Consider the following 22,676-nt stretch of genomic DNA (forward strand, 5'->3'; position numbering starts at 1 on the left):
GCAGGAAGGAGACCCGGGCATGGAGAACGAGAACAACAGCCGGCATCCCGGCAAGCGCGTGGTGGTCACGGGCGCCACCGGCAATGTGGGAACCAGCGTGGTCCGCGCGCTCGCCGCGGAACCGGAGATCGGGTCCGTCCTCGGGCTGGCCCGCAGAAAGCCATCCCTCGAGATCCCGAAGGTGGAGTGGGACACCGTCGATCTGTCCCGGGCCGACAGCGAGGACCGGCTCGCGGGTCTGCTGCAAGGTGCCTACGCCGTCGTCCACCTGGCGTGGCGCTTCCAGCCCACCCACGACCCTGTGGTGACGTGGCAGAGCAACGTGCTGGGCTCCCGGCGAGTCTTCGAGGCCGTGGCACGCGGCGGGGTCCCCGCCCTGGTGCACGCCTCGTCCGTCGGCGCCTACTCCCCGGGGCCCAAGGACGAACCCGGCGTCGACGAGGAGTGGCCCACGCACGGCTGGCCGGACGCCGCCTACTGCCGGGAGAAGGCCTACCTGGAACGTGTCCTCGACACCTTCGAGCTGCGCCACCCGCAGATCCGGGTGGTCCGGATGCGGCCCGGTTTCCTCTTCAAGGAGACCGCCGCCCCCGAGCAGCGGCGGATCTTCGCCGGCCGCTACGCCCCCGGCCCCCTGCTGCGGCCCGATCTGCTCCCCTTCGTACCCGACCTGGACGGGCTGCGTTTCCAGGTCCTCCACACCGACGACGCCGCCGACGCCTACCGGCTGGCCGTGCTCCACGATGTACGGGGCCCCTTCAACCTCGCGGCGGACCCGGTCATCGACGCCCGCACGCTGGCGGGCCTGCTCGACGCCCGGATCGTGCGGATCCCCAGGGCGCTGGTGCGGACCGCGCTCTCGGCCGCCTGGCGGGCCCATGCCGTACCGGCCTCCCCGCACCTGTTCGACGCGGTGCTGCGTCTGCCCGTACTGGACTCCGGCCGGGCCCGCGACGTACTGGGCTGGCGGCCCACCCGTACGGCGGAAGACGCGCTGAGCGCTTTTCTGCGCGGCGTACGCACCGGCGCGGGCGAGAACACCGCACCGCTGGCGGGCCGGAAGATCGGCTGAGCCACCCGCCCGTGCCGTCGGCGGAACTCCAGTGGGAAGGCCCGCACGGTCCGCAAGCTCCGGGAGCCTCCGATGTACTGGGCATCTACGACGACCGACGACGTAGGAAGGACCACCATGGCGAACAGTGAACAGCCGCAGGACCCCAACACGCTCCATCCGCGCCCCGACTTTCCCCAGCAGGACCAGGCGCATCCCGGCTGGACCGGACCGATGGACCCGCCGCCCGACCACGGCGAGGAGTCCTACCGCGGCTCCGGCCTGCTCGACGGCCGGAAAACCGTGATCACCGGGGGCGATTCCGGGATCGGCCGCGCGGTGGCGCTGGCCTTCGCACGCGAGGGCGCCGACGTCCTGCTGACCCACCTTCCCGAGGAGGAGCAGGAGGCTCGGGAGACCGTGCGCCTGGTGGAGCAGGCGGGCCGCAGTGCGGTGCCCGTCCTGTGTGACATCCGGGACGAGAAGCAGTGCCGCTCGCTCGTCGAGCGCGCGGTGTCCGAGTTCGGCCGCATCGATGTCCTGGTCAACAACGCGGCGTATCAGATGTCGCAGCCCGACGGGATCTCCGCGATCTCGACCGAGCAGTTCGACCGCGTGCTGCGCACCAATCTCTACGGCATGTTCTGGCTGTGCAAGAGCGCCCTGCCACACATTCCGGCAGGGGGGTCGATCATCAACACCACCTCGGTGCAGGCGTACAAGCCGAGCCCCCACCTCCTGGACTACGCGATGACCAAGGGGGCGATCGTCACCTTCACGCAGGGCCTGGCGCAGATGCTGGCCTCCGACGGCATCCGCGTCAACGCCGTGGCGCCGGGCCCCGTTTGGACGCCCCTCATCCCGGCCACGCTGCCCGACACCGCCGAGTTCGGGAAGCAGAGCCCGCTGGGCCGGCCCGCGCAGCCGGCGGAAATGGCGCCCGCCTACGTCTTCCTGGCCTCGGCCAACGCCTCGTTCATCACCGGCGAGATCATGAACGCCACCGGCGGTACACCGCTCCCGTGATCCGGGGCAAGGAGGCTGATTTGACCGCGCGTCGGCCGGGAAGGCGTGTCGTATGACCATGAACCATCATGAAACGCCGGTTCTTGACGCTCTCACCGCCTATCGTGACCGGGACGAGCTGGGCTTCTCCCCGCCCGGTCACAAACAAGCGCGAGGCGCGGCCCCAGCCGTGCGCGCCGTACTGGGCGACGCGATGTTCCTCGGAGACGTCCTCGCCATAGGAGGGCTGGACGACCGCCGGGAGAAGTCCTCCGTACTGCAACGGGCCGAAGACCTCATGGCCGACGCCGTCCACGCGCAGCACACCTTCTTCTCCACCTGCGGCAGCTCCCTCTCGGTCAAGGCCGCCATGCTCAGCGTCGCCGCACCCCACCAGAAGCTGCTGGTCGGCAGGGACGCCCACAAGTCCGTCATCGCCGGCCTCATCCTCTGCGGCATCGAGCCCGTCTGGCTGGAACCCCAGTGGGACAAGGAGCGGCATCTCGCACACCCGCCGTCCCCTTCCACCCTGGAGGAAGCCTTCACCCGGCACCCGGACGCGCGCGGCGCCCTGATCACCAGCCCCACCCCGTACGGCACGGCGGCCGACCTGCGCGCCATGGCCGACATCTGCCACCGGCGCTCCAAGCCACTGATCGTCGACGAAGCCTGGGGGGCCCACCTGCCGTTCCACCCGGACCTGCCGTCCTGGGCCATGGACGCGGGCGCCGACGTCTGCGTCACCAGCATCCACAAGATGGGCAGCGGCCTCGAACAAGGCTCCGTCTTCCACCTCCAGGGCGATTTGGTGGACCACGACACCCTGGCTTCACGGGCCGACCTCCTCGGCACGACCAGCCCCTCCGTGCTGCTCTACGCCGGGATCGACGGCTCGCGCCGGCAGATGGTCCTGGACGGCCACGGACTGCTCTCCCGAGCGCTCGACCTCGTGGCGACGGTGCGCCGCCGCATCGAGGAGATCGAGGGCATGCACGTCAACGGGCCGGACGACTTCTGCGGACCCGGTGCGGCAGCGGAATTCGACCCGCTGCCCGTGATCATCGACATCGAGGCCTTGGGCACCACCGGCTACCGGGCCGCCGACTGGTTGCGCGAGCACCACCGCATCGACATGCACCTCGTGGACCACCGCCGGATCAGCGCCCAGTTCACCCACGCCGACGACGAGGACACCGCCGACCGGCTGCTGACGGCCCTGCGCGACCTGGCCCGCCACGCGCACACGCTCCGCCCCGCTCCCGAGGTGTGTGTGCCCACGCCCGCCGAGCTCCGTCCCGACCAGGTATGTCTGCCGCGTGACGCCTACTTCGCCCGGACGCAGGACGTCCCGGCGTCGGAGGCCGTGGGCCGCGTCGCCGCCGAGATGCTCACGCCCTACCCTCCCGGCATTCCAGCTGTGTTGCCCGGCGAGCGGATCACCGAACCCCTCCTGCGCTACCTGCGCTCCGGATTCGAGGCGGGCATGAACATCCCCGACCCCGCCGATCCCACCCTTCAGACCGTCCGCGTCCGCACCGAGGACCCCTGAGAACCAGGCCCGATCAGCTCCGGGTCCGACCGACGCTGTCGCCGGGAAGACCCGTGACGGACCCAGCCCCCACCGCACCCCTTCAGATCAAGGAGAAGCCCCCGCCATGCGTGCTCTCGCCCTCGTCTGCACCCTGAACGCCTCACCCGCCCCCTCCAGCAGCCAGTACCTCGCCGAGCAGGTCATGGCCCAGTTCGCCGACCACGACGTCCAGGGAGAGGTCGTCCGGGTCGCCGACCACGACGTCCGCCCGGGGATCGGGGTGGACCTGGGCGACGGCGACGCCTGGCCGGCGCTGCGGGAGAAGGTCCTGGCCGCCGACATCCTCCTCATCGCCACCCCCATCTGGCTCGGGCACCCCTCCAGCGTCTGCCAGCTGGTCCTGGAGCGCCTCAACGCCGAGTCGTCCGAGACCGACGACCAGGGCCGCCCCCACACGTACGGCAAGGTCGCCGCCGTGGCAGTCGTCGGCAACGAGGACGGCGCGCACAAGGTGAGCGCCGACGTGTTCCAGGGACTCAACGACGTCGGCTTCTCGCTCGCCCCCGGAGCCGTCACGTACTGGGTCGGCGAGGCCATGCACGGCACCGACTACCAGGACCTGGACGAGACCCCCGAAGCCGTCGCCTCGACCACCAAGGCCCTCGCGGCCAACGCCGTGCACCTGGCCCGCCGACTCACCGGGAGCCCCTACCCGGCAGCCTGATCCGCGCTGGCGGCGACGGCGAGGCCGAGGTCGTCAGGAACGTCGAGGGAGTTGGTGCATATGCCGGTGGACCGGATCGCTGAGCCGTGGGGAACTCGCACGCCGTACGGGCGGCACGAGACCTGGCCGACGAGGGTCGACACCTTCCTGGCCGAGGGGGTGAGGTCCTCGGACGTCGAGCGGTGGGTGCAGACCGCTTCGATCCTGCACTCCGACGGTGATGCCATGGACGTCGCCGTCAGGAACGGTTCGATGGTCGGCGTACGGGGCAGGGCCTCGGACCGGGTCAACCAATCACCTGGACGGCAACACCCGGCTGTGCACCTCAACGGCGGCCGAGGCCCTGAAGGAGTCCTTCGGCTGCGACGGCCAGCCCGGCAGTTACGACGACATCGACCACGCCGACGTCATCGCGTTGTACGGTCACAACCTCGCGGAGACGCAACCCGTGCAGTGGATGCGCATCCTCGACCGGCTCGATAGCACCGATCCTCCGCGGCTCATCTGTATCGACCCACGCCCGACAGCCGTCGCACGACGTGCGACCGTCCATCTCGCTCCGCGCGGCGGGACGAACGTGGCCCTGCTCAACGCCTTCTGCCATCCCCGGACGCTGCGCCAGATGCAGTGGTCCACCACCATGATCAAGAACCTGTCCCCGCAGCTTCTCACCGCCGGTGACGAGCAGGATGGGTGACGGGCTCGCCGCGCATACCCGAGCGCGGCTCCGTGTGCGGCCCGGCCCCGTCCCCGAGCTGCCGGCCCGGTTGCGTGGGCCGACTCTTCGCGTGACGGTGGTGCCGGGAGCGCGGCCCACAGCGGCGCGGTCGTCAGGAAGCGAGGAAAGTCGATGCACGACAGCCCAGACGGGCGCCGGGCCCGGAGTGCGCCCGTCCACCCTCTTCACGGGCGGGTCGCGGTCGTCACCGGCGCCGCTCGCGGTGTCGGCGAAGCGCTCGCCCGCAGCCTCTCCGGCGTCGGCATGCAGGTCGCCCTGCTCGGCCGGGAAAGGGCGACCCTGCTGAAGGCCGCCGAGGCCCTTCCCGGCCGGAGCATGTGCGTCGAGTGCGACATCACCGACCGCACGGCGCTGGCGGACGCGGCACGCCGCGTGGAGAGGGAGCTCGGGCCCGCGAGCGTGGTCGTGGCCAACGCCGGCATCGCGGTGAGCGGCCCGTTCGACCGTACGGCCGCCGAGCTCTGGCAACGCGTCATCGACGTCAACCTCACGGGCTCCGCCAACACCGCCCGCGCCTTCCTTCCCCAGCTCACTACCACCCGCGGGTACTTCCTCCAGATCGCCTCCACCGCCGCGTTCGGTGCCGCGCCCATGATGAGCGCGTACTGCGCCTCCAAAGCGGGAGCGGAGTCGTTCGCGCTCTCCCTGCGCGGCGAGGTCGAACCGGTCGGCGTCCAGGTCGGCATCGCCTACCTGCACTGGACCGGCACCGACATGCTCACCGGCATCGACGACGACCCCGTCCTCGCGGCGCTGCGCCGCAATCAGCCCCGCCCCGCCCGCCGCGTCCACAGCGCCGCCCAGGTCGCCCAGTGGCTCACCCGAGGCATCGCCCGCCGCAGCCGTCACCTCTACGCCCCGCCCTGGCTCCGCTGGTGCCAGCCGCTCCGGCCCCTGTTCCCGGCCCTCGTCGCCCGGACCGCCCGCCGCGAACTACGGGACCACCCCGACGGGGCCGCGTCTTCCAGCGGCACGGTCCTGGGCGCCGGAGGGCGCGCCGACTGGAACTCCTACCGGGCCTCCCGCTCGGCTCCCCCATCCGACCCGTAGGACGAGCAGTCCATGTCCACGACCACGGTCCGAGTCCTTGAGAAGCCTGAACAGGACGGGACGTTACGGACCAATTCGACGGGATACCCCCTACTGGGCCGTCTCTCGGTCGGCCGGAAGCCGTGCCGACGGCAGGACGCGGACGACGCGGAGGAGCATGGTGAGAGCGATGGGAAGAAGAAACTCGTACCCGTTGAACCTCCTGCCGACGTCAGGGGGCCACGCATGAATGACGCGTCGAAGGCGCCCACCGGCGGTGCTGCGGAGACTCCGCGTTCCCCCGTCGCTTCGCACAATGAATGGGATCCTCTCGAGGAGGTCGTGGTCGGCCGTCTCGACGGGGCCACCACCCCCTCACGGCATTCCGTCGTCTCCTGCAACGTCCCGCCGTTGGCCGCACGGTTCCAGCGGCTCACCGCCGGACGCAGATATCCACGGGCCCTGATCGGGCCGGCTCAGCGGGAACTCGACCAGTTCATCGAGCTTCTCGAGTCCCTCGGCATCACCGTCACCCGCCCCGACGCGGTCGACCACCGGCGGCGGTTCTCCACGCCGAACTGGTCGTCGCGCGGGTTCTGCAACACCTGCCCCCGGGACAGCATGCTGGTGATCGGGGAGGAGATCATCGAAACCCCGATGGCCTGGCCGTGCAGATACTTCGAGACCCACTCCTACCGTGCCCTGCTCAAGGACTACTTCCGGAGGGGCGCACGCTGGACCGCCGCGCCGAAACCGCAGCTCACCGATGCGCTCTACGACCCCGACTACCGGACTCCCCGGCCGGGCGAACCCATGCGCTACCTCCTGACCGAGTTCGAGCCCGTGTTCGACGCGGCGGATTTCGTCCGTGCGGGCCGGGATCTGTTCGTCACCCGGAGCAACGTCACCAATCGCATGGGCATCGAGTGGGTGCGACGCCACCTGGGCCCGGACTACCGGGTCCACGAGATCGAGAGCCGATGTCGCACCCCCATGCACATCGACACCACCTTTCTGTTGCTCGCCCCCGGCAAGGCCCTGATCAACCCCGAGTACGTCGACGTCGACCGCCTGCCCGACGTCCTGAGTTCCTGGGACATTCTCATCGCGCCCCAACCCGATCCGATTCGCGATCCGCTCCTGCGGCTCACCTCCCTGTGCGGGAAGTGGCTCAGCATGAACATCCTCATGGTCGACGAGAAGCGCGTCATCGCGGAACGGCATCACACCACCATGCTGCGCGCTCTGGAGGGTTGGGGATTCGAACCCATCCCGTGCGACCTGCTGCACTACGCGCCCTTCGGCGGATCCTTCCACTGCGCGACACTCGACATCCGTCGCCGTGGCAGCCTGGAGTCCTACTTCGACCGGTAGGCCGCTTCCTCACTGGTCCGGCTCACCGGTCCTGTTCCGGCGGGCCAGCAGTCGTTGCGCGGCGGAGAGCACAGTCGTGGTGCCCCGGCCGGAGCGGAGGGCGGCACGGGCGGCGTTGGCGCCCGGAGCGCCGTGCACCCCGCCGCCCGGATGTGCTGACGCGGACGCCAGGTACAGCGCCTTCACGGGTGTTTCGGGGCGGCCCGTTCCCGGCACCGGCCGGAACACCAACTGCTGGTGCATCGAGGCCGTACCTCCGTTGATGGCGCCATTACGCAGATTGGCGTCCGCGGCCTGCAGCGTCGCCGGGGACAGGATCCGCCGGGCCCGGATCCGGCTGCGGAAGCCGGGAGCGTAGCGCTCCACCTGGTCCTCCATCCGGTCGGCCATCCGCTCCCGCTCGTCGGCGTCCCAGCCGCCGGTGAGCCCGTCGGCGCCGGCGTCCGCCTTCACCGCGTGGGGCACGTGTGTGTAGGCCCATGCTGATTCGGTGTCCAGCGGCGACCGGGTCGCGTCGGCGGTGGTCATCTGCCCCACCAGGAGGAACGGGCGGTCCGGGATCAGGCCGCGGGCGATCTGGGACGCGCACCTGGTGAGTTCGTCGACCCCGTCGGCCAGGTGGACGGTGCCCGCCGAGGCGGCGGCCGCGCTGCTCCACGGGACAGGGCCGTTCAGCGCCCAGTCCACCTTGAACGTGGCGAAGTCCCACTCGAACCGTCGCATGTCGTCCAGAAGCCGGCCGGGCAGGTGCTCCGGGGCGACCAGCGCCCCGTACAGGCTCGGGGCGGACACGTCGGCCAGCACGGCCCTGCGGGCGGGGATCGCCTCTCCGGTAGCCGTACGGACGCCGACGGCGCGCCCCCGCCGCACGACGACCTCGGTGACCCGCTGCCCGCACCGCACGCTTCCCCCGCGCCGCTGCAAGCGGCTCACCAGCGCCGCGGTAAGAGCCCCCGCGCCGCCGACGGGGACCGGGAAACCATGGAACTGCCCCAGCATCGACATCAGCCAGCCGAAGCCGCCGCTGCCCGCCGCCTCCGGCGCCAGATCGGCGTGTAGGGCGTTGCCCGCCAGCAGCAGCCGCCCGCCCTCCCCGGCGAACTCCTCCTGGCCCAGCCTGCGCACCGGGAGGATGAGGCTGCGGGCCAGCCGCAGCCCGCCCGCCGCCCGGAGCCGTGCCGCAAGCGCGGTCCCGGCCCGGACTGGGGGGAAGGGCGAGAAGAGGGCGTCGACGATGTCCTCGCCCAGCCGGTCCCAGATCCGGCAGAGGGCCAGCCAGCCCTCGCCGTCGCCGGGTGCGAAGCGGTCCAGGCCGGCGGCGGTCGCCGATCGGTCCCGGTCCAGCACCGCGCAGGCGCCATCGAGCAGCGGGTGCGCGAGCACCTGGGGCGCGTGGCTCCAGCGAAGCCCCTCCCGGTGCAGGTCCAGCCTGGCCAGGACCGGAGAGGCCGCGGCCAGGGGGTAAAAGGAGCTGAACAGGTCGCTGACGTATTCGGGGTGGACACCGCGGTCACTGCGGACCGCGCCGCCCGGCTCGTCCTGCGCCTCCAGCACCTCCACCGACCAGCCGGCGTCGGCGAGCAGATTGGCCGCGACCAAACCGTTGGGGCCGCTGCCGACCACTACTGCGTCGACCATGGGAGCCTCATCCTCCGTTTCGACGGTGCGAACCCCTCACCGTGGGGGTTCGCGTACAGCGGGAACTCATGGGCGGTCGGCCGGCGCGACGATCCCTCCGCCCGCCCTCGGCGTCAGGCGCTCGGTCAGCCGGGCGAGACGGGCCAGCATGGTGCGATGGCGAATCTGGATCAGCGAGTCCAACAGGACGTTGTGGAGCGTGCCGCCGATGCCGCGCAGCGGGTGTTCGTCGACGGTCACGAGCGTCTTGTCGCCCCACGGCCGGATGTCCAGGGCGATGCGCGCCGAACCCAGCGGACCGGCTTCGGCCTCCAGCTCCAGGGTCCGGGGCCTTTCGACGCGCCGAACCACCGTGCGCCCGGTGAGCTCCTTGGGCCCCAGCCGCACGCTGTAGGTGATCGAGGAACCCAGCTCGGGCCAGTCGCCCTGCTCCCTGCGGGACCCGGAGGTCCCCACCACCCAGTTGCCGTACAGACCTTCGTCCTCCAGCACCGCCCACACGGCGGACGGGGGGCGGTCGATGAGATGGTGACGGGCGGCCATGTTCCTCCTCGGTTCGTCGGTCGGAGCGTCCCGAACGCCGGACGTCCTGCCGCTACTGGGTACCACCGATACCGGAGAACAAACCCGTCCCCTCGCGGACCGGCGGGCCCCCCGTGATCGCGCGCATTTCCCGACGCCCAGGCGTTTCGCGACCCGCGATCGGCCTACCCGTACGGAACAGCGGCACTCCGCCGCACCGGAGACCTACTCGCCGGGAGGCGCTCATGACCACCGTGGTCGAGGAGATGCTCAACACCTACCCCGCCGACCTGGGCGGGGTGGACCGCCGGAAACTCGCCCGCTGTATCGAGGAGTGCGTCACCTGCGCCCAGGCGTGCACGGCCTGCGCCGACGCGTGCCTGTCGGAGGAGACGGTCGCCGAGCTGACCAAGTGCATCCGTACCGACACGGACTGCGCCGACGTCTGCCGAACGACCGCGGCCGTGCTCTCGCGCCACACGGGGTACGACGCGAACGTGACCCGCGCGCTCCTCCGAGCCTGCGCCACCGTCTGCAAGGCCTGCGCCGAGGAGTGCGAGGCCCATGCGGACCGACACGCTCACTGCCGTGTCTGCGCCGAAGCGTGCCGGCGCTGCGAGCAGGCGTGCGACGACCTCCTGTCCGCACTGGGCTGAGCGCTCGTCGGTCCGGTTCGGACACGCGCCCGGCGGGCCACCAGCAGGCATCGACGGACGATGAAGCACAGAAGGGAGCGCACCATGGCGAAGAAGAAGCTGTCCAAGGGCGACGATGTCGTCTGGCGGAGCCACGGGCACGACGTCGAGGGCACGGTGACCGGGAGGATCGAGAAGCGGACCGAGAGGGCCGGCCGGAAGGTCGACGCCTCCCGGAAGGAACCGCAGTACGAAGTACGGAGCGACAAGACGGGCAGAAAGGCTGTCCACCGCCCGGAGTCACTGGACCGGAAGAAGGACGGAGGCCGGTCATGAGCGACGAAGAAAGGCAGGTGACCCTCGACCGCTTCCATGAGGCCGTGAACATGACCGCGGGTGAGCTGGAGAAGTGGCTCGACACCGAGCAGTCACGAGAGGTGGGGCAGAAGGACGGGGGTGGGGAGTCCACCGGGCACGCCTCCGGCCGACGGATCGTCAAGCTGCTGCGCACCCGCCAGGGCGATCTCAGCGACGATGACCTCGGGCACATGCGCAAGGTCACCGGTTACGTGCGGCGGCATGCGGAACAACGCCCCGAGGGCGACGTCAGCGACACACCGTGGCGTTACTCCCTGATGAACTGGGGCCACGACCCCGAGAAGTAGCGTTCAACGGCCTCCGCTCCCGGCTCCCGTCGGCTCGCGACCCGTCGGGACACGGCTGCGGAGGTCCTCTCCGGTACGAGGCGGCGCAGTTGCTTTCGCGCGGCCACAAGAGCCGAGGCGATGTCCGAGTAAGCCGAGGCGATGTCCCGAGTACCGGTGGTCACGCACAGCGTGTAGTGATCCTGTTTGGGTTCCCTGCGGAAGGGAACGCGGCGGCTTGGCGGCCGGGCGGTGCGCCGTGGCGTCGGCCCGCGGAGCACGGGTTCAGGGGGAGCGCTCGCGGCCCAGCCCTCGCACCGGTCTGGTCGGCGGCACCGCGACCGGACTGGACGGCGAGTTTCTGCCTCTAGTCGCGTTCCACACGTTTGCTCCTCATTCGTGCGGGTATGCGAATATTGCGCTTCGGACATGAGGCGCGCCCGTGGGAGTTCCGGGCGGCATATGTCCGACTCCGCGCGCTCCTACGGCGACTCAACGTAACCGTCGTCGAGGAGTGAACTCTCATGCAGGCTGCACCTGGCCACGAACGACGCGCGGACGAGGAAGACTCGGCCGCGCACGAGGCTCTCCAGAGGCTGAGCGCGCTGCCTCCGGGCCCGGAGCGGGACGAGCTGCGCAGCGATCTGGTCTGTGCGTGGCTGCCGATGGCTCACCGGATAGCGTCACGGTTCCGCGACCGGGGGGAGACGATGGACGACCTTCGACAGGTGGCCGCCATGGGCCTGGTCAAGGCAGTGGACCGCTACGACCCGCTCCGCGGCAAGGCGTTCGAGACGTACGCGGTTCCGACCATCACGGGCGAGTTGAAGCGGCACTTCCGCGATCACACCTGGGATGTCCACGTACCGCGTCGCGTCCAGGATCTGCGCAACCGGGTCAGGGCGGTCCGGCGTGATCTGAGCCAGACCGCGGGTGGACGCGCGCCCACCTGCGCCCAGATAGCCTCCGCGGCAGGGCTCAGCGAGGAGGACGTGCTGCTGGGCATGGAGGCGCTGGAGAGCTACAGCGCCCTCTCCCTGGACGCCGAACCGGCGGGCCCGGATGGCGGCAGCCCGCTGTCCGAACGACTGGGGTCCAACGATCGGGCCTTGGACGTCGCCGTCGACCGGGAAGCCGTGAAGCCGGGCCTGCGCAAGCTGCCGGAGCGGGAGCGCACGATCCTCTACCTCCGCTTCTTCCGCGACATGACGCAGGTGAGCATCGCCCAACGCCTCGGCATCTCCCAGATGCACGTCTCGCGCCTGCTCAGCCAGTCCTGCGAGCGGCTGCGCGACGACGCCCTCCAGGGGGCGGCATGACCGCGCCCACGCCGCTTCCCCGAAGGCCGGGCGACCTGCGGCCGGGTGACCCGCGGCCGGTGGTCCCGCTCAAGCCCACCGCGCCGGAAAGCAGGCCATGAGGACGGCGCTCGCCCGCGTGACACCGCGCCTGCACCGGCCCGACACGTACCAGGTGACGCAGTCCCTGAAGGCGGCCGCCGCGGCCATCATCGCCTGGGCGCTCACCGGATGGTGGCTGACGGCGCCGATGGCGCTGATGGCTCCCTGGGCGGCTGTGGCCTTGGTGCTCGGGACCGTCTACCGGTCCGTGCGCACCGCGACCCAGCTCCTTCTGATGATCACGGCCGGGACCCTGCTCGCCGCCGGTGCCGCCGCCCTCACGGGAAACACGATGGCGGCCATGGTCATCGCCCTCCCCCTCACCGTGTTGCTCGGCAACCTGGCGCCCGTCGGCGGCCAGGGCCTGTACGCGCCGACCACCGCCCTCTTCGTGCTGGCCTACGGCTCGTACTCGTTGCCGGCCGTCGGGCACCGACTGCTGGAGACGGCCGTGGGAGCCGCCGTGGGCATCGCGGTGAACGCCGCGGTCCTGCCGCCCGTCCACTCGCTCCACGTCAGCAGGCTGGCGTGTGCGCTGCCGCGCGACTGCGCCGAGCTGCTGCGAGACATGGGCGACGGGATGCGGGAGTACGACGCGCAGCGGGCGGAGCACTGGCACCGGAGCGCGCACGACCTGCTGGCCGCGCTGTCCGAGCTCCATGTGGCCCGGGGGTGGGACTCCGAGAGCTTCCGGCTCAACCCCGGCCACCGGCTCCGGCGCCGGACACCCGTTCCGTCCACCGCGTGGGACATCGTCTGGGCCCGGGTGGCGAATCGGCTGCTCGCCCTCACCCTGACGCTGTGGGAGACCGCCTCCGAGGAGCGAGGCCTCCCCCTGCCGCCGCGCCGCGCCCTGACCGATATAGGCGGGCTCCTGTCGGCCGCGGCGGAGGTGTGCTCGGCCGACGAACCCATCATGGCGTACGGCGCGGACGAGGAGCGGTGCGGCCGAAGGAACGATGCCCTGGCGGCTGCCCATCGAGCCCTCGCCGACCTGAAGGAACATCTGCACGGTCAGGGCCCCGAGGTCGGGGCCGCGCTCGGCAGCCTGACGGCCGACTGCCAGGCGCTGCTCGACGACCTCGCACCCGACGGAGCGGACGCGGACGTACCGCCCGCCCGTGCACCAAGAGGAGAGGGGCCGCTCTGATGCCGCGTCGCCCCTCGGCACCCGGTTGGACGACCGGCTCGGGCCCGGGGCGGGGCGGGGCGCGTCCTGGTCACCGGCTGGTTCAGCCTCGCGGAGGGCGAGGTCGCCGCCGGCGACGCTCTCGCCCATCGGGCCGTCCCGGCCTCGCTCGACCAGCTGGGCATCGTGCACGAGAGGGCATGGGGTCCGGCGTTCGTCCCCGGCGGACCGAGCCTCGACGAGGCGCTCCCGTCGCGTTATGAGCAGTTGCTGTTCGTGTGCGGGCCGGTTCACGGTGACCGGGCACACGGCTTCATGGGCGCCCTGGTCACGGCCAGCGCGGGATCCTGCGCTGGCCGACGACGGTGGGCAGTGAGAATCTGACCACCGTACCGCTGGACCACTGGTGAACCCGGTGCCTGTCCCCGCGGGCAGCGCCGCCGTACGTCGACGGCGCACGCCTTTCGGCGGTGGCCGGCCCGCCGATGGAGACCGGGTGATCCGCACGTTTGCCTCCGCGCGGCGGTGGTACCCGCCGATGCCCGGAGCGGGAGCGGGCCGCTGCCCCTCCCCGATACCGCCCTTGGAGGAGACATGACCGACGACAGCGTCCCGGTCGCCCTGGTGACCGGGGCGGACTCGGGCATCGGCAGAGCGGTCGCCGTCCGGCTCGCTCGGCAGGGGATGGACGTGGGCATCACCTATCACCGCGATCGTCGGGGCGGCGAGGACACCGCCGCCGAGGTCCGCGCCGCCGGCCGACGCGCCGTGGTCGCCCGGCTGGACCTCACCGAACTGCCGGCCGCCGCCGACGTGGTGGATGCCCTGGCGGACGAGCTGGGCCGGGTCGACGTACTGGTCAACTGCGCGGGCACCGGAACGTCCACCCGGTTCCTCGACCTGGACCACGCCACGGTGCGGCGGGTCATCGACGTGGACCTCATCGGCCCCTTCCTGTGCTCCCAGCGTGCGGCCCGCCGCATGATCGCCCAGGGGGACGGCGGACGCATCGTGAACATCACCTCGGTGCACGAGCATCAGCCCCGGGTCGGCGCGGCCCCCTACTGTGCCGCGAAGGGCGGGCTCGGCCTGTTGACGCAGGTGATGGCCCTGGAGCTCGCCGAGTACGGCATCACGGTGAACGCGGTGGCCCCCGGGGAGATCGCGACGCCGATGACGGGCCAGGAGGACACCGAGGTGGAGGGCGTGGACCGGCCGGGCATCCCGCTCGGGCGACCCGGCGACGCCCGGGAGGTCGCCGCCGTGGTCGCCTTCCTCGCCGGCCCGGAGTCGTCCTACACCACCGGAGCCTCGTGGGCGGTGGACGGCGGAATGCTGCGCATGGGGCCTCAGGCCGGCTCCCACCTGCGCTCCGACGACTGGCGCCGCCCCTGACGCGACCACCCCCGCCAGCACCCGTCCGCGCGCACCACGGAGGAACCATGGTCGACAGCACTCTCCCGCTCCTTCTCCAGGGTTACGCCTGGCTTCCCGACCGCAGGCGCCGCAGCGGCGGAGCGCCTGTGCGTACACGCCTCCTGGGGAAGAAGGCCATCGCCCTGCACGGCCCGGCCGCGGTGCGGTTCTTCTACGACGAGAAGCACATCCGGCGCCACGACGCGCTGCCGCAGCCGGTGATCGACACGCTGTTCGGCCGGGGCGCGGTCCACACGCTGGACGGCGAGCGCCACCGGGTGCGCAAGGCCCTGTTCACCGGCCTGCTCAAGGACCCGTCGGCCGTGCGTGAGCTCTCGCGGCAGGTGGGCGTGGAACTGGAACGGGCCCGGCCGGAATGGTCGCGCGAGGACCGCGTCGTCCTCTTCGACGAGTTGGCGAAGGTGCTCACCCGCTCGGTGCACACCTGGGCCGGCGTCCCCCTGGACGAGAACGCGCTGACGCGCACGTCGCGCGACCTGATCGCCATGGTCGACGGCTTCGCCGCCGTCGGCCCCCGTCATCTCGCGGCACGTCGGGCCCGCGGACGCCAGGAGGAGCGGCTGGCATCCCTCGTGGAGGCCGCTCGTGCCGACGCCGGTCCTGGCGACGGCCCCGGACCCGGCCCCACGGTGTTCCGGACGATCGCGGGACACCGGAACGCGGACGGGTCGCCGCTCACGCCGCGCACCGCCGCGGTCGAATTGCTCAATGTGCTGCGGCCGACGGTGGCCATCACCTGGTTCGCCGTGTTCGCCGCGCACGCGCTGCACCGTCACCCCGAACACCGGGAACCCCTGGCGGGCGACGACGGCCCCGATTTCGCGTGGGCGTTCGCCCAGGAGGTGCGCCGGTTCTACCCGTTCGCCCCCTTCGTGGGGGGCCTGGCCGCCGAGCGGCTGGAGTGGGCCGGGCAGACGATCACCCCCGGCACGATGGTGCTGCTGGACCTGTACGGGCTCGATCACGACGCGGATCTGTGGCCCGAGCCCTATCGCTTCGACCCGACGCGCTTCCTGGCGGGCCCCGCACCGGCCGACGCCCTGGTCCCCCAGGGCGGCGGCCCGGTGGACGGCCACCGTTGCCCTGGGGAGGACGTGACCGTCGCCGTCCTCGCGACGGTGGCCCGTTTCCTGGCGCGGCTGGCGTACGTCGTCACCGAGCAGGACCTGCGGATCCCGCTGCGGAGGATCCCGACGGCCCCCCGCAGCGGATTCGTCATCAGCGATGTCGCGGCACCATCTGCCGCGGGCCCCACGGGGAGGGCGACCCGCGCCTGACCCGCATGGCGTGGCCCGCTCCGTACGGCTGTGCCGGCTCTGCGCGAGCGTGCCCTGGCGGAGCCTGGCCAAGAAGCGGTTCAGGAGGCGGTCGAGGAGCCGCGAGACATGCGCCAGGGACAGATGCATGTCGATCAGCGTGTTGCGCGCGTACGGGTGGACCTGTGTGCCGAGGGGGACGGGGTGGCCGGCGTCGGAGTTGCTGGGCGTGGACGACGGTCTCTGTCTGGTACCAGGCAGGTCCGGTCGGGCGCTCAAGGGTTCGCATAGGGCCGACCGGTCCACCCGTGACCGCCCCAGCGGTTGATCGTTGCCCATACGGTACTGGCGGCCGGAGCCGCGGAGGCCGACGAACGTGGACAGGACAGCGAAGCTGATGAGCGTGGACAGGACAGCCTGCCCCGGACAACCGGTCGTGCCGCCCGGCGCGGGGGTACTCGCCCCCTCCCGCGCCCTGCGGTTCTGGCTCGACCCGGCCAACCTCGCGGCCCGTCTCGAACAGGCGGGCCCGGTCGTCCCGACCAGGACGGGCCCGGCGACCGCCTTCCAGGTCAACGACCCGGCACTGCTGCGCAAGGTCGGCAGTGACGAGGACACGTTCCGGTTCTGGGGCCCCGACCCGAGCCTGCGCGACTTCACCGCGAACGGGGTGGTCGGCCTCGAGGGCGCCGCCCACCGGGAGCGGCGCGCCGTGATGAGACCCGCGTTCACCGCGTCCCGGCTCACCGCTCTCGGGCCCAGTGTCCAGGCCCGTACCCGGCAGCTTCTCGCCGAGCTGCCCGCGGACCGACCGCTCGACATGCGGGTGGAGATGAGCCGGCTCGCCTGCGGCCTCCTCGTCAGCTGTGTCCTCAACAGCGAGCTCACTCCCGACACCCTGTCCAGGATCGCGTCCGCCCGCTCCACCCTGTCCGGCGGCATCTTCTGGCGCTACGCCCTCGCACCCTGGCCCTGGGTGCCCGTGCCCCGGCGCCGCGCCAGCCGTCGTGCGCTCGCCGAACTGGACGAGGCCGTCCGCCAGGTGCGAGCCCACCACCGGCCCGACCCCGACAGCCAGGACCTGGTGTCCCTGCTCGAAGCCGCCGCTCCCGGTAACCCCGACGTGGTGCAGCGGGACGTTCGCGCTCTGCTGATCGCCGGCATGGAGACCAGCGCCTCCACCCTCGCCTGGGCCTGCTACGAACTGGGCCGCCACCCGCACTACCAGCGGGCTCTCCGGGACGAAGCCGACGCCGCGCCCGACACGGACCGCCTCCAGGCACACCAGCTCCCGCTCGCGACCGCCTTCGTTCAAGAGGTCACCCGCCTCCACGGCATCCCGTTCCTGGTCCGCCGCACCCGCCACGAGACCAGCCAGGGCGGTGTACGCATCCCGGCCGGAGCCGTGGTCACTCTGCCCCTGGGGGCCCTGCGCCGCGACAGGAACCGCTACCGCGACCCGGACGTGTTCGACCCGCGGCGCTGGCTCCCCCACGCCGAGCCGCCACCGGCCCCCTCCGCCCTGCTCGCCTACGGCCTGGGTCCCCGATACTGCCCCGGCGCAGCCGCGGCCGATGCGATGCTGCCCGTCGCCCTGGCGACGCTGTGCGGCTCGCGCACGCTGCGCCCGGCGCGGCCGGGCCGCAAGATCGGCGTGAGCCTGGAACTCACACCGACGCCCAAAGGCCTGACCATGTACGCCCCACCCTGCGCACCCCGAAAATAGGCCGACGCCGGCGGCCCATGGAACACTTCTGCGGGATCCCCCCGGCCGGCCCCGCCGCGGTGGACGTGTGCTCCATCGGCAGGACGCGCGGGGGCCCGCCCGTTCCCCGTCTGCGACGGGTGAGCGACGGACGGGCCCGTAGCGATGCGGGGGCAGTGGCCTCAGCCGGTGGAAAGCGCCTCGATGAGGTCTCCGACCTGCGGGTCGGGCAGGGCGCGGGCGACGTCCGCGGTGGCGACCATGCCGACCAGGGTGTGGCCGTCGATGACCGGCAGCCTGCGGACCTTGTGCGAGGTCATCGTGCGCAGGATCTCCTCGGCGGGGTCGTCGGCGCCGATGGTCACCGCCTCCCCCTGGGCCAGCTCGCCGGCCGTGCAGTCCGCCGGGTCCTTGCCCGCGCCGAGCACCTTGATCACGATGTCGCGGTCGGTCAGGACGCCCTTCAGCTTGTTGTCGGTGCCGCAGATCGGGAGAGCGCCGACGCCGAGGTCCTTCATCTTCTTCGCGGCGTCCAGGATGTTCTCCTTCTCACCGACGCACTCGGTGCCGCTGGTCATGATCTCGCGTGCGGTAGTCATGGGTCTCGTTCCCTTCCTGGGATCGTGCGGATAGTGCGGATCGCCCGTGGGGCGGCGGGTTCCCCGCGGGAGACGTTCCTAACGCCCGGACGGAAGAGCCGGGCGTACGCGACCCGCAGGGCCCCTACAGGGCGCGTGCCGCCGCGTCGACGGGCTCGGCGGGCTCGACGGGCTTCGACGGGCTCGGCGGGCTCGGCAGGCCCTGTGCCCTGCGTCCCTGGGCCCGGAACGAAGCTCGGTTGCCGGGAAAGGTTGCTGAGTCCACGTGTGCCTCGGCGCGAAGGGGTACTCGGAGTGCATGAGCACAGGAAACCCGGACCCGGATCCGCGCGATACGCCAGGCCTGGAGCCCGGCGGCGGAGTCACCCCCGGCGACACTCCCCCCGGTGAGAGCAGCACCTCCGAAGCAGGACCGCGTCACGCACCGCCCAAGGGCTGGGCCAAGGGCCCGCTGACCGCGATCATCACGGTCACTGCCATGGTGGCTGCCTTCTTCCTCGTCTACGCCCTGCTCCTATGACCGCGGCGCCCGCTTCCGCGGGAAGCCCCCACCGACAACGGCTCTTCAGCCCTCGACGCCGGTGGCGTCGTGCGACGCGCCGACCGGCTTGGATTCCGGGGAACCACGCTGGCGCAGGTAGACCGACAGGATGGCCATGGAAGCCACCGCGAGGAGTTCGGACTGCCAGTTCTGCAACGTTCGGCTCCAGAAGTCGGCCGACAGAACGTATCCGCTCCAGTCGACGGGCGGCTGAAGGTTCCGGAGCCGCTGTTCGTTGTAGGCTGCCGTGCCCGCGACGGACTGAGCCAGCCACGACAAGAAGAACAGCGCCGCCATGACCAGGCCCAACGAGCGCGAGAACAGTTTCTGGCGGATCCCCTCGGCCGCCGCCCAGCGGGGCGAGTCGTCACGGGCGTGTGCTCCGACCCGCTGCGTCTCGTCGTCCTCCGGTCCCACCCTGTCCAACTCCTTCGACTCGGGGGAGCCACGCTGGAGCAGCCAGACGGTGCCGAAGATGTAGAGGAAGAACTGCAGGTACTCCGACTGCCAATTCTCGGTCACATCGACGGCGAAGTCCGACGACATCAGGTAAGCGGTCAGGGACACCGGCGCCAGGGAGTCGACGAGCAGCCCGTTGTTGAACTCGGCGCGGCCCACGAGGGCCTGTCCGGCCAGGGTGAGCAGGAAGGCCGAGGCGAAAGCCAGCGTGAGCGAGTTGTCCCGCAGGAATCTACGCATCCGACGAGGCCTTCCCTGTCGCACGTCCTCGTCGACGAGGCGGCAGCCCTCTCATCTGTGCATCAGCCCCAGCGCGGTGAAGTAGGCGAGCCCGCAGACGACGACGGTGAGACAGAGGACGAACAGCGCTCTCGTCACGGTCAGCCGCCTTCGACAACGCAGGTGTACGGCCGCCCCGGGTCCGGCGTACAGCCGGCGGCCACGACCTTCCACCCGTCGGGGAAGCGTGACAGGAACAGCGTGTCACCGTCGAGAACGGTGCGGCCCTGATTCCCGTACACGTCAACGCGACGGACCGGGCCGGCCACGGGCAGCTCTTCGCCCGCGATGACCGCGACACATGGCTTCCCTTCGGAGGATTCGAGCGTGTCGCGGGTCGCGGGGGCCAGCAACGCGCACGTCGCCGCCGCGTCCTTGGTGCGCAGCCCTTCTCGGAAGGCCACGGCCGCGTCCCGCACCTCGGCCGTGCGGCCGCCCGCCCCGCCGCACCCCGTCAGGAGGAGCGTCGCCGCGAGCAGTGAAGCCGGTAGCGGAGCCGGACATGCTCGCGGGGAGCGGCAATACCCCATCGTGTCTCCGTCCACCGACCGTTCCTCCGGGGACATCATGGGTGGGTGAGGCCGCCCGCCACCCCTCCGACACGCCTCGGTGCGGAATCCCGGGGCGACTGCCGCCCCCGGTGCCCGCCGACGGCCCCCGGCTCCGAGCCGGGGGCCGTCGGCGGGCACCGGGGGGCGGCGCCTCACACAGGAGGCCACCGGCGACTCCTCGGAGAAGGCCCGATACGGCGCCGCTCGATCAGCGCCGTCACGCGGTGCGCGGGCGTCGCTCACGGGTGATCCGGGCGCTCCTCGGGCGGGACCCCGCCACCGGGGCCTCCGCCCTTGCCTCCCTTGTCCGTTCCGTGCGCGTGCGCGCCGCCCCCGCGGGGTGTTCCAGGCTCTCGCGCCTTCCTTTCGGCGCTGTCCTGCGGGGTGGCCCCACCCTTGTCGCTGCGCCGCTGTTCCGGTTGCTGCGGGTTCGACATCGCGATCGCTCCCTCCGCTGGGATCGGTGTGCCACCCGAGTCCCCGAGTGGCTTCCTCTCAAACGCGTCTCCGCACTGATCAAGTCTCCGCACTGATCAAGGAGGACGTCTCATTTCCGCGCCTCTCCCGGCGCCCCTTCGCCGACCGGTCCGGGTTGCGGCATTCCGCGGGGCAGAGCATCCTTCGCCCGGTCGGGGAGCAGCTTGGTCCCCGCGTCCTGAACCTTGGTTCCGGCCGACTTCCCCCGACTGCGCCCGGCCCCGCTCCAGCGTTTGGCAGCTGACCACGGTGGTACCCGGCGACAGTAGGGCCGCTCGACACGCACCACGTCGCGCGCACCACGCGTGGTGAGCTACCCCGCGGACACCTCCGCCGAGCCGCGACCGATCTGGGGAGATGACGTCATGACCGACCCCCGCCCCTTCTCCGGGCAGGACGAGTCCTACTGGATGGATACGACGGATGCGTCGCCCTACCCGCGCCTGACCGAGGACATCGCCGTGGACGTCGCTGTGGTGGGCGGCGGCATCGCCGGTCTGAGCACGGCGTGGGAGCTGGCCCGGGCGGGCCGGAGGGTCGCGGTGCTGGAGGCGGACCGCATCGCGTCCGGCGTCACCGGCTACACCACGGCCAAGGTGTCGGCGCTGCACTCGCTCGTGTACGACCGGCTGCGGCGGGCTCATGGCCCCGAGGCCGCCCGCCTGTACGCCGGCTCGCAGCTGGACGCGGTGGAACGGCTGGCGGCGATCGTCGACGAGGTGGGCATCGCCTGTGATCTGGAGCGGGTGAGCGCCTACTCCTACGCGGCTGGGCCCGATTCACGCGCGGCCGTCGAAGCTGAAGCCCGTGCCGCTGCCGCGTCGGGTCTCAAGGTCTCGTACGTCACCGAGACGGAGCTGCCCTTCCCGGTCGGCGGCGCGGTACGCCTGGACGGACAGGCGCAGTTCCACCCGCGCGCCTACCTCCTGGCTCTGGCCGAGGACTTGCTGGGTCTCGGAGGTCTCGTCTTCGAACGGACCCGGGTCACCGGACTTTCGGAAGGGCAGCCGTGTCGACTGACCACAGAGCACCAGCGGGTGGTGACGGCCCGGGACGTGGTCGTCGCCACCCACTACCCGATCTTCGACCGCGCGATGCTCTTCGCGCGGCTTTCGCCCCGGCGGGAGTTGGTGGTCGCCGCGCCGGTGGCCAGCGACCGGGCCCCGAAGGGGATGTACATCACCGAGGACGAGGGAAAGCGGTCGGTGCGTACCGCGCCGCTCGACGAGAGCCGCCGTCTGCTGATCGTCACCGGGGAAAGCTTCACACCGGGAACGGGTGATCCGCGGGAGGGCTTTCGCCGTCTCGACTCCTGGATGCACGAACGCTTTCCGGTGGGCGCCACCACCCATCGGTGGGCGGCGCAGGACAACGACCCCAGCGATACGGTGCCACTCATCGGCCCCCTCCATGTCGGGGCTCGTCATACTTACGTGGCGACCGGCTTCGGTGGCTGGGGAATGACCGGCGGTGTCCTCGCGGGTCGGCTGCTGACCGCTCTGATCACCGAGTCCGAACCCCGGCCGGCCTGGGCGGAGCTGTACGATCCCCGACGTGTCGCGGGTGTCCTGCGCGAGGGCGCGGCACTGTTGAAGCAGCAAGCCGAGGTGGCCAAGCACTTCGCCGGGGACCGGATGAGGGTGACCCACGTCGACTCGGTGGGTGACATCCTGCCGGGCACGGGCGCCGTCGTGCGGGTGAAGGGGCGGCGCTGCGCCGTTTACCGGCATCAGGACGGCACGTTGCGGGCCGTCTCCGCCCGCTGCACCCACCTCGGCTGCCTGGTGTCCTTCAACGACGCGGAAGCCACCTGGGAGTGTCCGTGTCATGGCTCCCGGTTCGGAACCGACGGCACTGTGCTCCAGGGGCCGGCGACACGCGCTCTGGAAGAACTGGAGGTCCCCGGCGAGGCGGAGTGAGCCCATTCCGGAGGCGCCGGCTCCCACCGAAA

Annotated in this window: 22 protein-coding genes and 1 pseudogene; 17 read left to right on the top strand and 6 right to left on the bottom strand. The window is 71.5% G+C overall.

Translation table 11 applies throughout. The annotated features are described in order from the left end of the window. Positions 1 to 19 precede the first annotated feature (19 nt). The 4 genes from AC3CH1_RS02905 to AC3CH1_RS02920 all read left to right on the top strand — a co-directional run bounded on the left by AC3CH1_RS02905 (position 20) and on the right by AC3CH1_RS02920 (position 4,311). Positions 20 to 1,072, top strand: coding sequence for an SDR family oxidoreductase (locus AC3CH1_RS02905; protein WP_488461399.1), 1,053 nt, complete (start codon positions 20 to 22; stop codon positions 1,070 to 1,072). Positions 1,073 to 1,189: 117 nt separating this feature from the next. Next, positions 1,190 to 2,077, top strand: coding sequence for an SDR family oxidoreductase (locus tag AC3CH1_RS02910; RefSeq protein WP_488461400.1), 888 nt, complete (start codon positions 1,190 to 1,192; stop codon positions 2,075 to 2,077). Between the two features lie 52 nt (positions 2,078 to 2,129). Further along, positions 2,130 to 3,605 carry an aminotransferase class I/II-fold pyridoxal phosphate-dependent enzyme gene (locus AC3CH1_RS02915; RefSeq protein WP_488461401.1) on the top strand — a complete coding sequence of 492 codons (1,476 nt, stop codon included), beginning with the start codon at positions 2,130 to 2,132 and terminating at the stop codon, positions 3,603 to 3,605. A gap of 106 nt (positions 3,606 to 3,711) precedes the next feature. Next, entirely contained in the window at positions 3,712 to 4,311 is a 600-nt protein-coding gene (locus AC3CH1_RS02920; protein WP_488461402.1) for a flavodoxin family protein, read from the top strand. Here the strand turns inward: AC3CH1_RS02920 and AC3CH1_RS02925 are convergent. After that, on the bottom strand, positions 4,296 to 4,538 hold the full coding sequence (locus AC3CH1_RS02925; RefSeq protein WP_488462173.1) for a hypothetical protein: 243 nt from the start codon (positions 4,536 to 4,538) through the stop codon (positions 4,296 to 4,298). The two genes, AC3CH1_RS02920 and AC3CH1_RS02925, sit on opposite strands and share 16 nt — an antisense overlap. Here AC3CH1_RS02925 and AC3CH1_RS02930 point away from each other — a divergent pair. The 3 genes and pseudogenes from AC3CH1_RS02930 to AC3CH1_RS02940 form a co-directional block, all read left to right on the top strand. Further along, positions 4,498 to 4,915 (top strand): annotated as a pseudogene (locus AC3CH1_RS02930) (molybdopterin-dependent oxidoreductase); the annotation flags it as partial. The gene AC3CH1_RS02925 and the pseudogene AC3CH1_RS02930 sit on opposite strands and share 41 nt — an antisense overlap. A gap of 246 nt (positions 4,916 to 5,161) precedes the next feature. Further along, the gene (locus tag AC3CH1_RS02935; protein WP_488461403.1) at positions 5,162 to 6,100 is read left to right on the top strand and encodes an SDR family oxidoreductase; all 939 of its coding nucleotides are present in this window, start codon (positions 5,162 to 5,164) and stop codon (positions 6,098 to 6,100) included. A 225-nt stretch (positions 6,101 to 6,325) separates the two neighbouring features. After that, positions 6,326 to 7,453, top strand: coding sequence for an amidinotransferase (locus AC3CH1_RS02940; protein ID WP_488461404.1), 1,128 nt, complete (start codon positions 6,326 to 6,328; stop codon positions 7,451 to 7,453). 9 nt (positions 7,454 to 7,462) lie between these two features. Here AC3CH1_RS02940 and AC3CH1_RS02945 read toward each other — a convergent pair whose 3' ends face one another. After that, positions 7,463 to 9,091 carry a phytoene desaturase family protein gene (locus AC3CH1_RS02945; RefSeq protein ID WP_488461405.1) on the bottom strand — a complete coding sequence of 543 codons (1,629 nt, stop codon included), beginning with the start codon at positions 9,089 to 9,091 and terminating at the stop codon, positions 7,463 to 7,465. Positions 9,092 to 9,157: 66 nt separating this feature from the next. Further along, positions 9,158 to 9,634: an SRPBCC family protein gene (locus tag AC3CH1_RS02950; protein ID WP_488461406.1), complete on the bottom strand. Its 477-nt coding sequence runs from the start codon at positions 9,632 to 9,634 to the stop codon at positions 9,158 to 9,160. Between the two features lie 224 nt (positions 9,635 to 9,858). Between AC3CH1_RS02950 and AC3CH1_RS02955 the strand changes: the two genes are divergently transcribed. From AC3CH1_RS02955 to AC3CH1_RS02990, 8 genes are all read left to right on the top strand, one after another. Beyond that, positions 9,859 to 10,269 carry a four-helix bundle copper-binding protein gene (locus AC3CH1_RS02955; protein ID WP_488461407.1) on the top strand — a complete coding sequence of 137 codons (411 nt, stop codon included), beginning with the start codon at positions 9,859 to 9,861 and terminating at the stop codon, positions 10,267 to 10,269. An 84-nt stretch (positions 10,270 to 10,353) separates the two neighbouring features. Beyond that, entirely contained in the window at positions 10,354 to 10,584 is a 231-nt protein-coding gene (locus AC3CH1_RS02960; protein WP_488461408.1) for a hypervirulence associated TUDOR domain-containing protein, read from the top strand. After that, positions 10,581 to 10,913: a DUF3140 domain-containing protein gene (locus tag AC3CH1_RS02965; protein ID WP_488461409.1), complete on the top strand. Its 333-nt coding sequence runs from the start codon at positions 10,581 to 10,583 to the stop codon at positions 10,911 to 10,913. Before AC3CH1_RS02960 ends, AC3CH1_RS02965 begins: the two co-directional genes overlap by 4 nt. 503 nt (positions 10,914 to 11,416) lie before the next feature. Continuing rightward, the gene (locus AC3CH1_RS02970) at positions 11,417 to 12,211 is read left to right on the top strand and encodes a SigB/SigF/SigG family RNA polymerase sigma factor (protein ID WP_488461410.1); all 795 of its coding nucleotides are present in this window, start codon (positions 11,417 to 11,419) and stop codon (positions 12,209 to 12,211) included. 97 nt (positions 12,212 to 12,308) lie between these two features. Next, positions 12,309 to 13,442, top strand: coding sequence for an aromatic acid exporter family protein (locus tag AC3CH1_RS02975; RefSeq protein WP_488461411.1), 1,134 nt, complete (start codon positions 12,309 to 12,311; stop codon positions 13,440 to 13,442). A 573-nt stretch (positions 13,443 to 14,015) separates the two neighbouring features. Continuing rightward, positions 14,016 to 14,816, top strand: coding sequence for an SDR family oxidoreductase (locus AC3CH1_RS02980; protein WP_488461412.1), 801 nt, complete (start codon positions 14,016 to 14,018; stop codon positions 14,814 to 14,816). A 47-nt stretch (positions 14,817 to 14,863) separates the two neighbouring features. Further along, positions 14,864 to 16,135, top strand: coding sequence for a cytochrome P450 (locus AC3CH1_RS02985; protein ID WP_488461413.1), 1,272 nt, complete (start codon positions 14,864 to 14,866; stop codon positions 16,133 to 16,135). Positions 16,136 to 16,511: 376 nt separating this feature from the next. Then, positions 16,512 to 17,840: a cytochrome P450 gene (locus AC3CH1_RS02990; RefSeq protein WP_488462130.1), complete on the top strand. Its 1,329-nt coding sequence runs from the start codon at positions 16,512 to 16,514 to the stop codon at positions 17,838 to 17,840. A 161-nt stretch (positions 17,841 to 18,001) separates the two neighbouring features. Here AC3CH1_RS02990 and AC3CH1_RS02995 read toward each other — a convergent pair whose 3' ends face one another. After that, positions 18,002 to 18,418, bottom strand: a complete 417-nt coding sequence (locus tag AC3CH1_RS02995) for a CBS domain-containing protein (protein WP_453339132.1) — start codon at positions 18,416 to 18,418, stop codon at positions 18,002 to 18,004. 298 nt (positions 18,419 to 18,716) lie between these two features. On the opposite strand from AC3CH1_RS02995, the gene AC3CH1_RS03000 reads away from it, so the two are divergent. Then, positions 18,717 to 18,938 carry a DUF6480 family protein gene (locus tag AC3CH1_RS03000; protein ID WP_488461414.1) on the top strand — a complete coding sequence of 74 codons (222 nt, stop codon included), beginning with the start codon at positions 18,717 to 18,719 and terminating at the stop codon, positions 18,936 to 18,938. Positions 18,939 to 18,983: 45 nt separating this feature from the next. On the opposite strand, the gene AC3CH1_RS03005 is transcribed toward AC3CH1_RS03000, so the two are convergent. Then, positions 18,984 to 19,658, bottom strand: coding sequence for a DUF6766 family protein (locus AC3CH1_RS03005; protein ID WP_488461415.1), 675 nt, complete (start codon positions 19,656 to 19,658; stop codon positions 18,984 to 18,986). Between the two features lie 140 nt (positions 19,659 to 19,798). Continuing rightward, the gene (locus tag AC3CH1_RS03010; protein ID WP_488461416.1) at positions 19,799 to 20,101 is read right to left on the bottom strand and encodes a hypothetical protein; all 303 of its coding nucleotides are present in this window, start codon (positions 20,099 to 20,101) and stop codon (positions 19,799 to 19,801) included. Positions 20,102 to 21,090: 989 nt separating this feature from the next. Here AC3CH1_RS03010 and AC3CH1_RS03015 point away from each other — a divergent pair. Beyond that, on the top strand, positions 21,091 to 22,644 hold the full coding sequence (locus AC3CH1_RS03015; protein ID WP_488461417.1) for an FAD-dependent oxidoreductase: 1,554 nt from the start codon (positions 21,091 to 21,093) through the stop codon (positions 22,642 to 22,644). Positions 22,645 to 22,676: the final 32 nt, after the last annotated feature.

Source organism: Streptomyces sp. MGP-P1 (genome assembly GCF_057766565.1).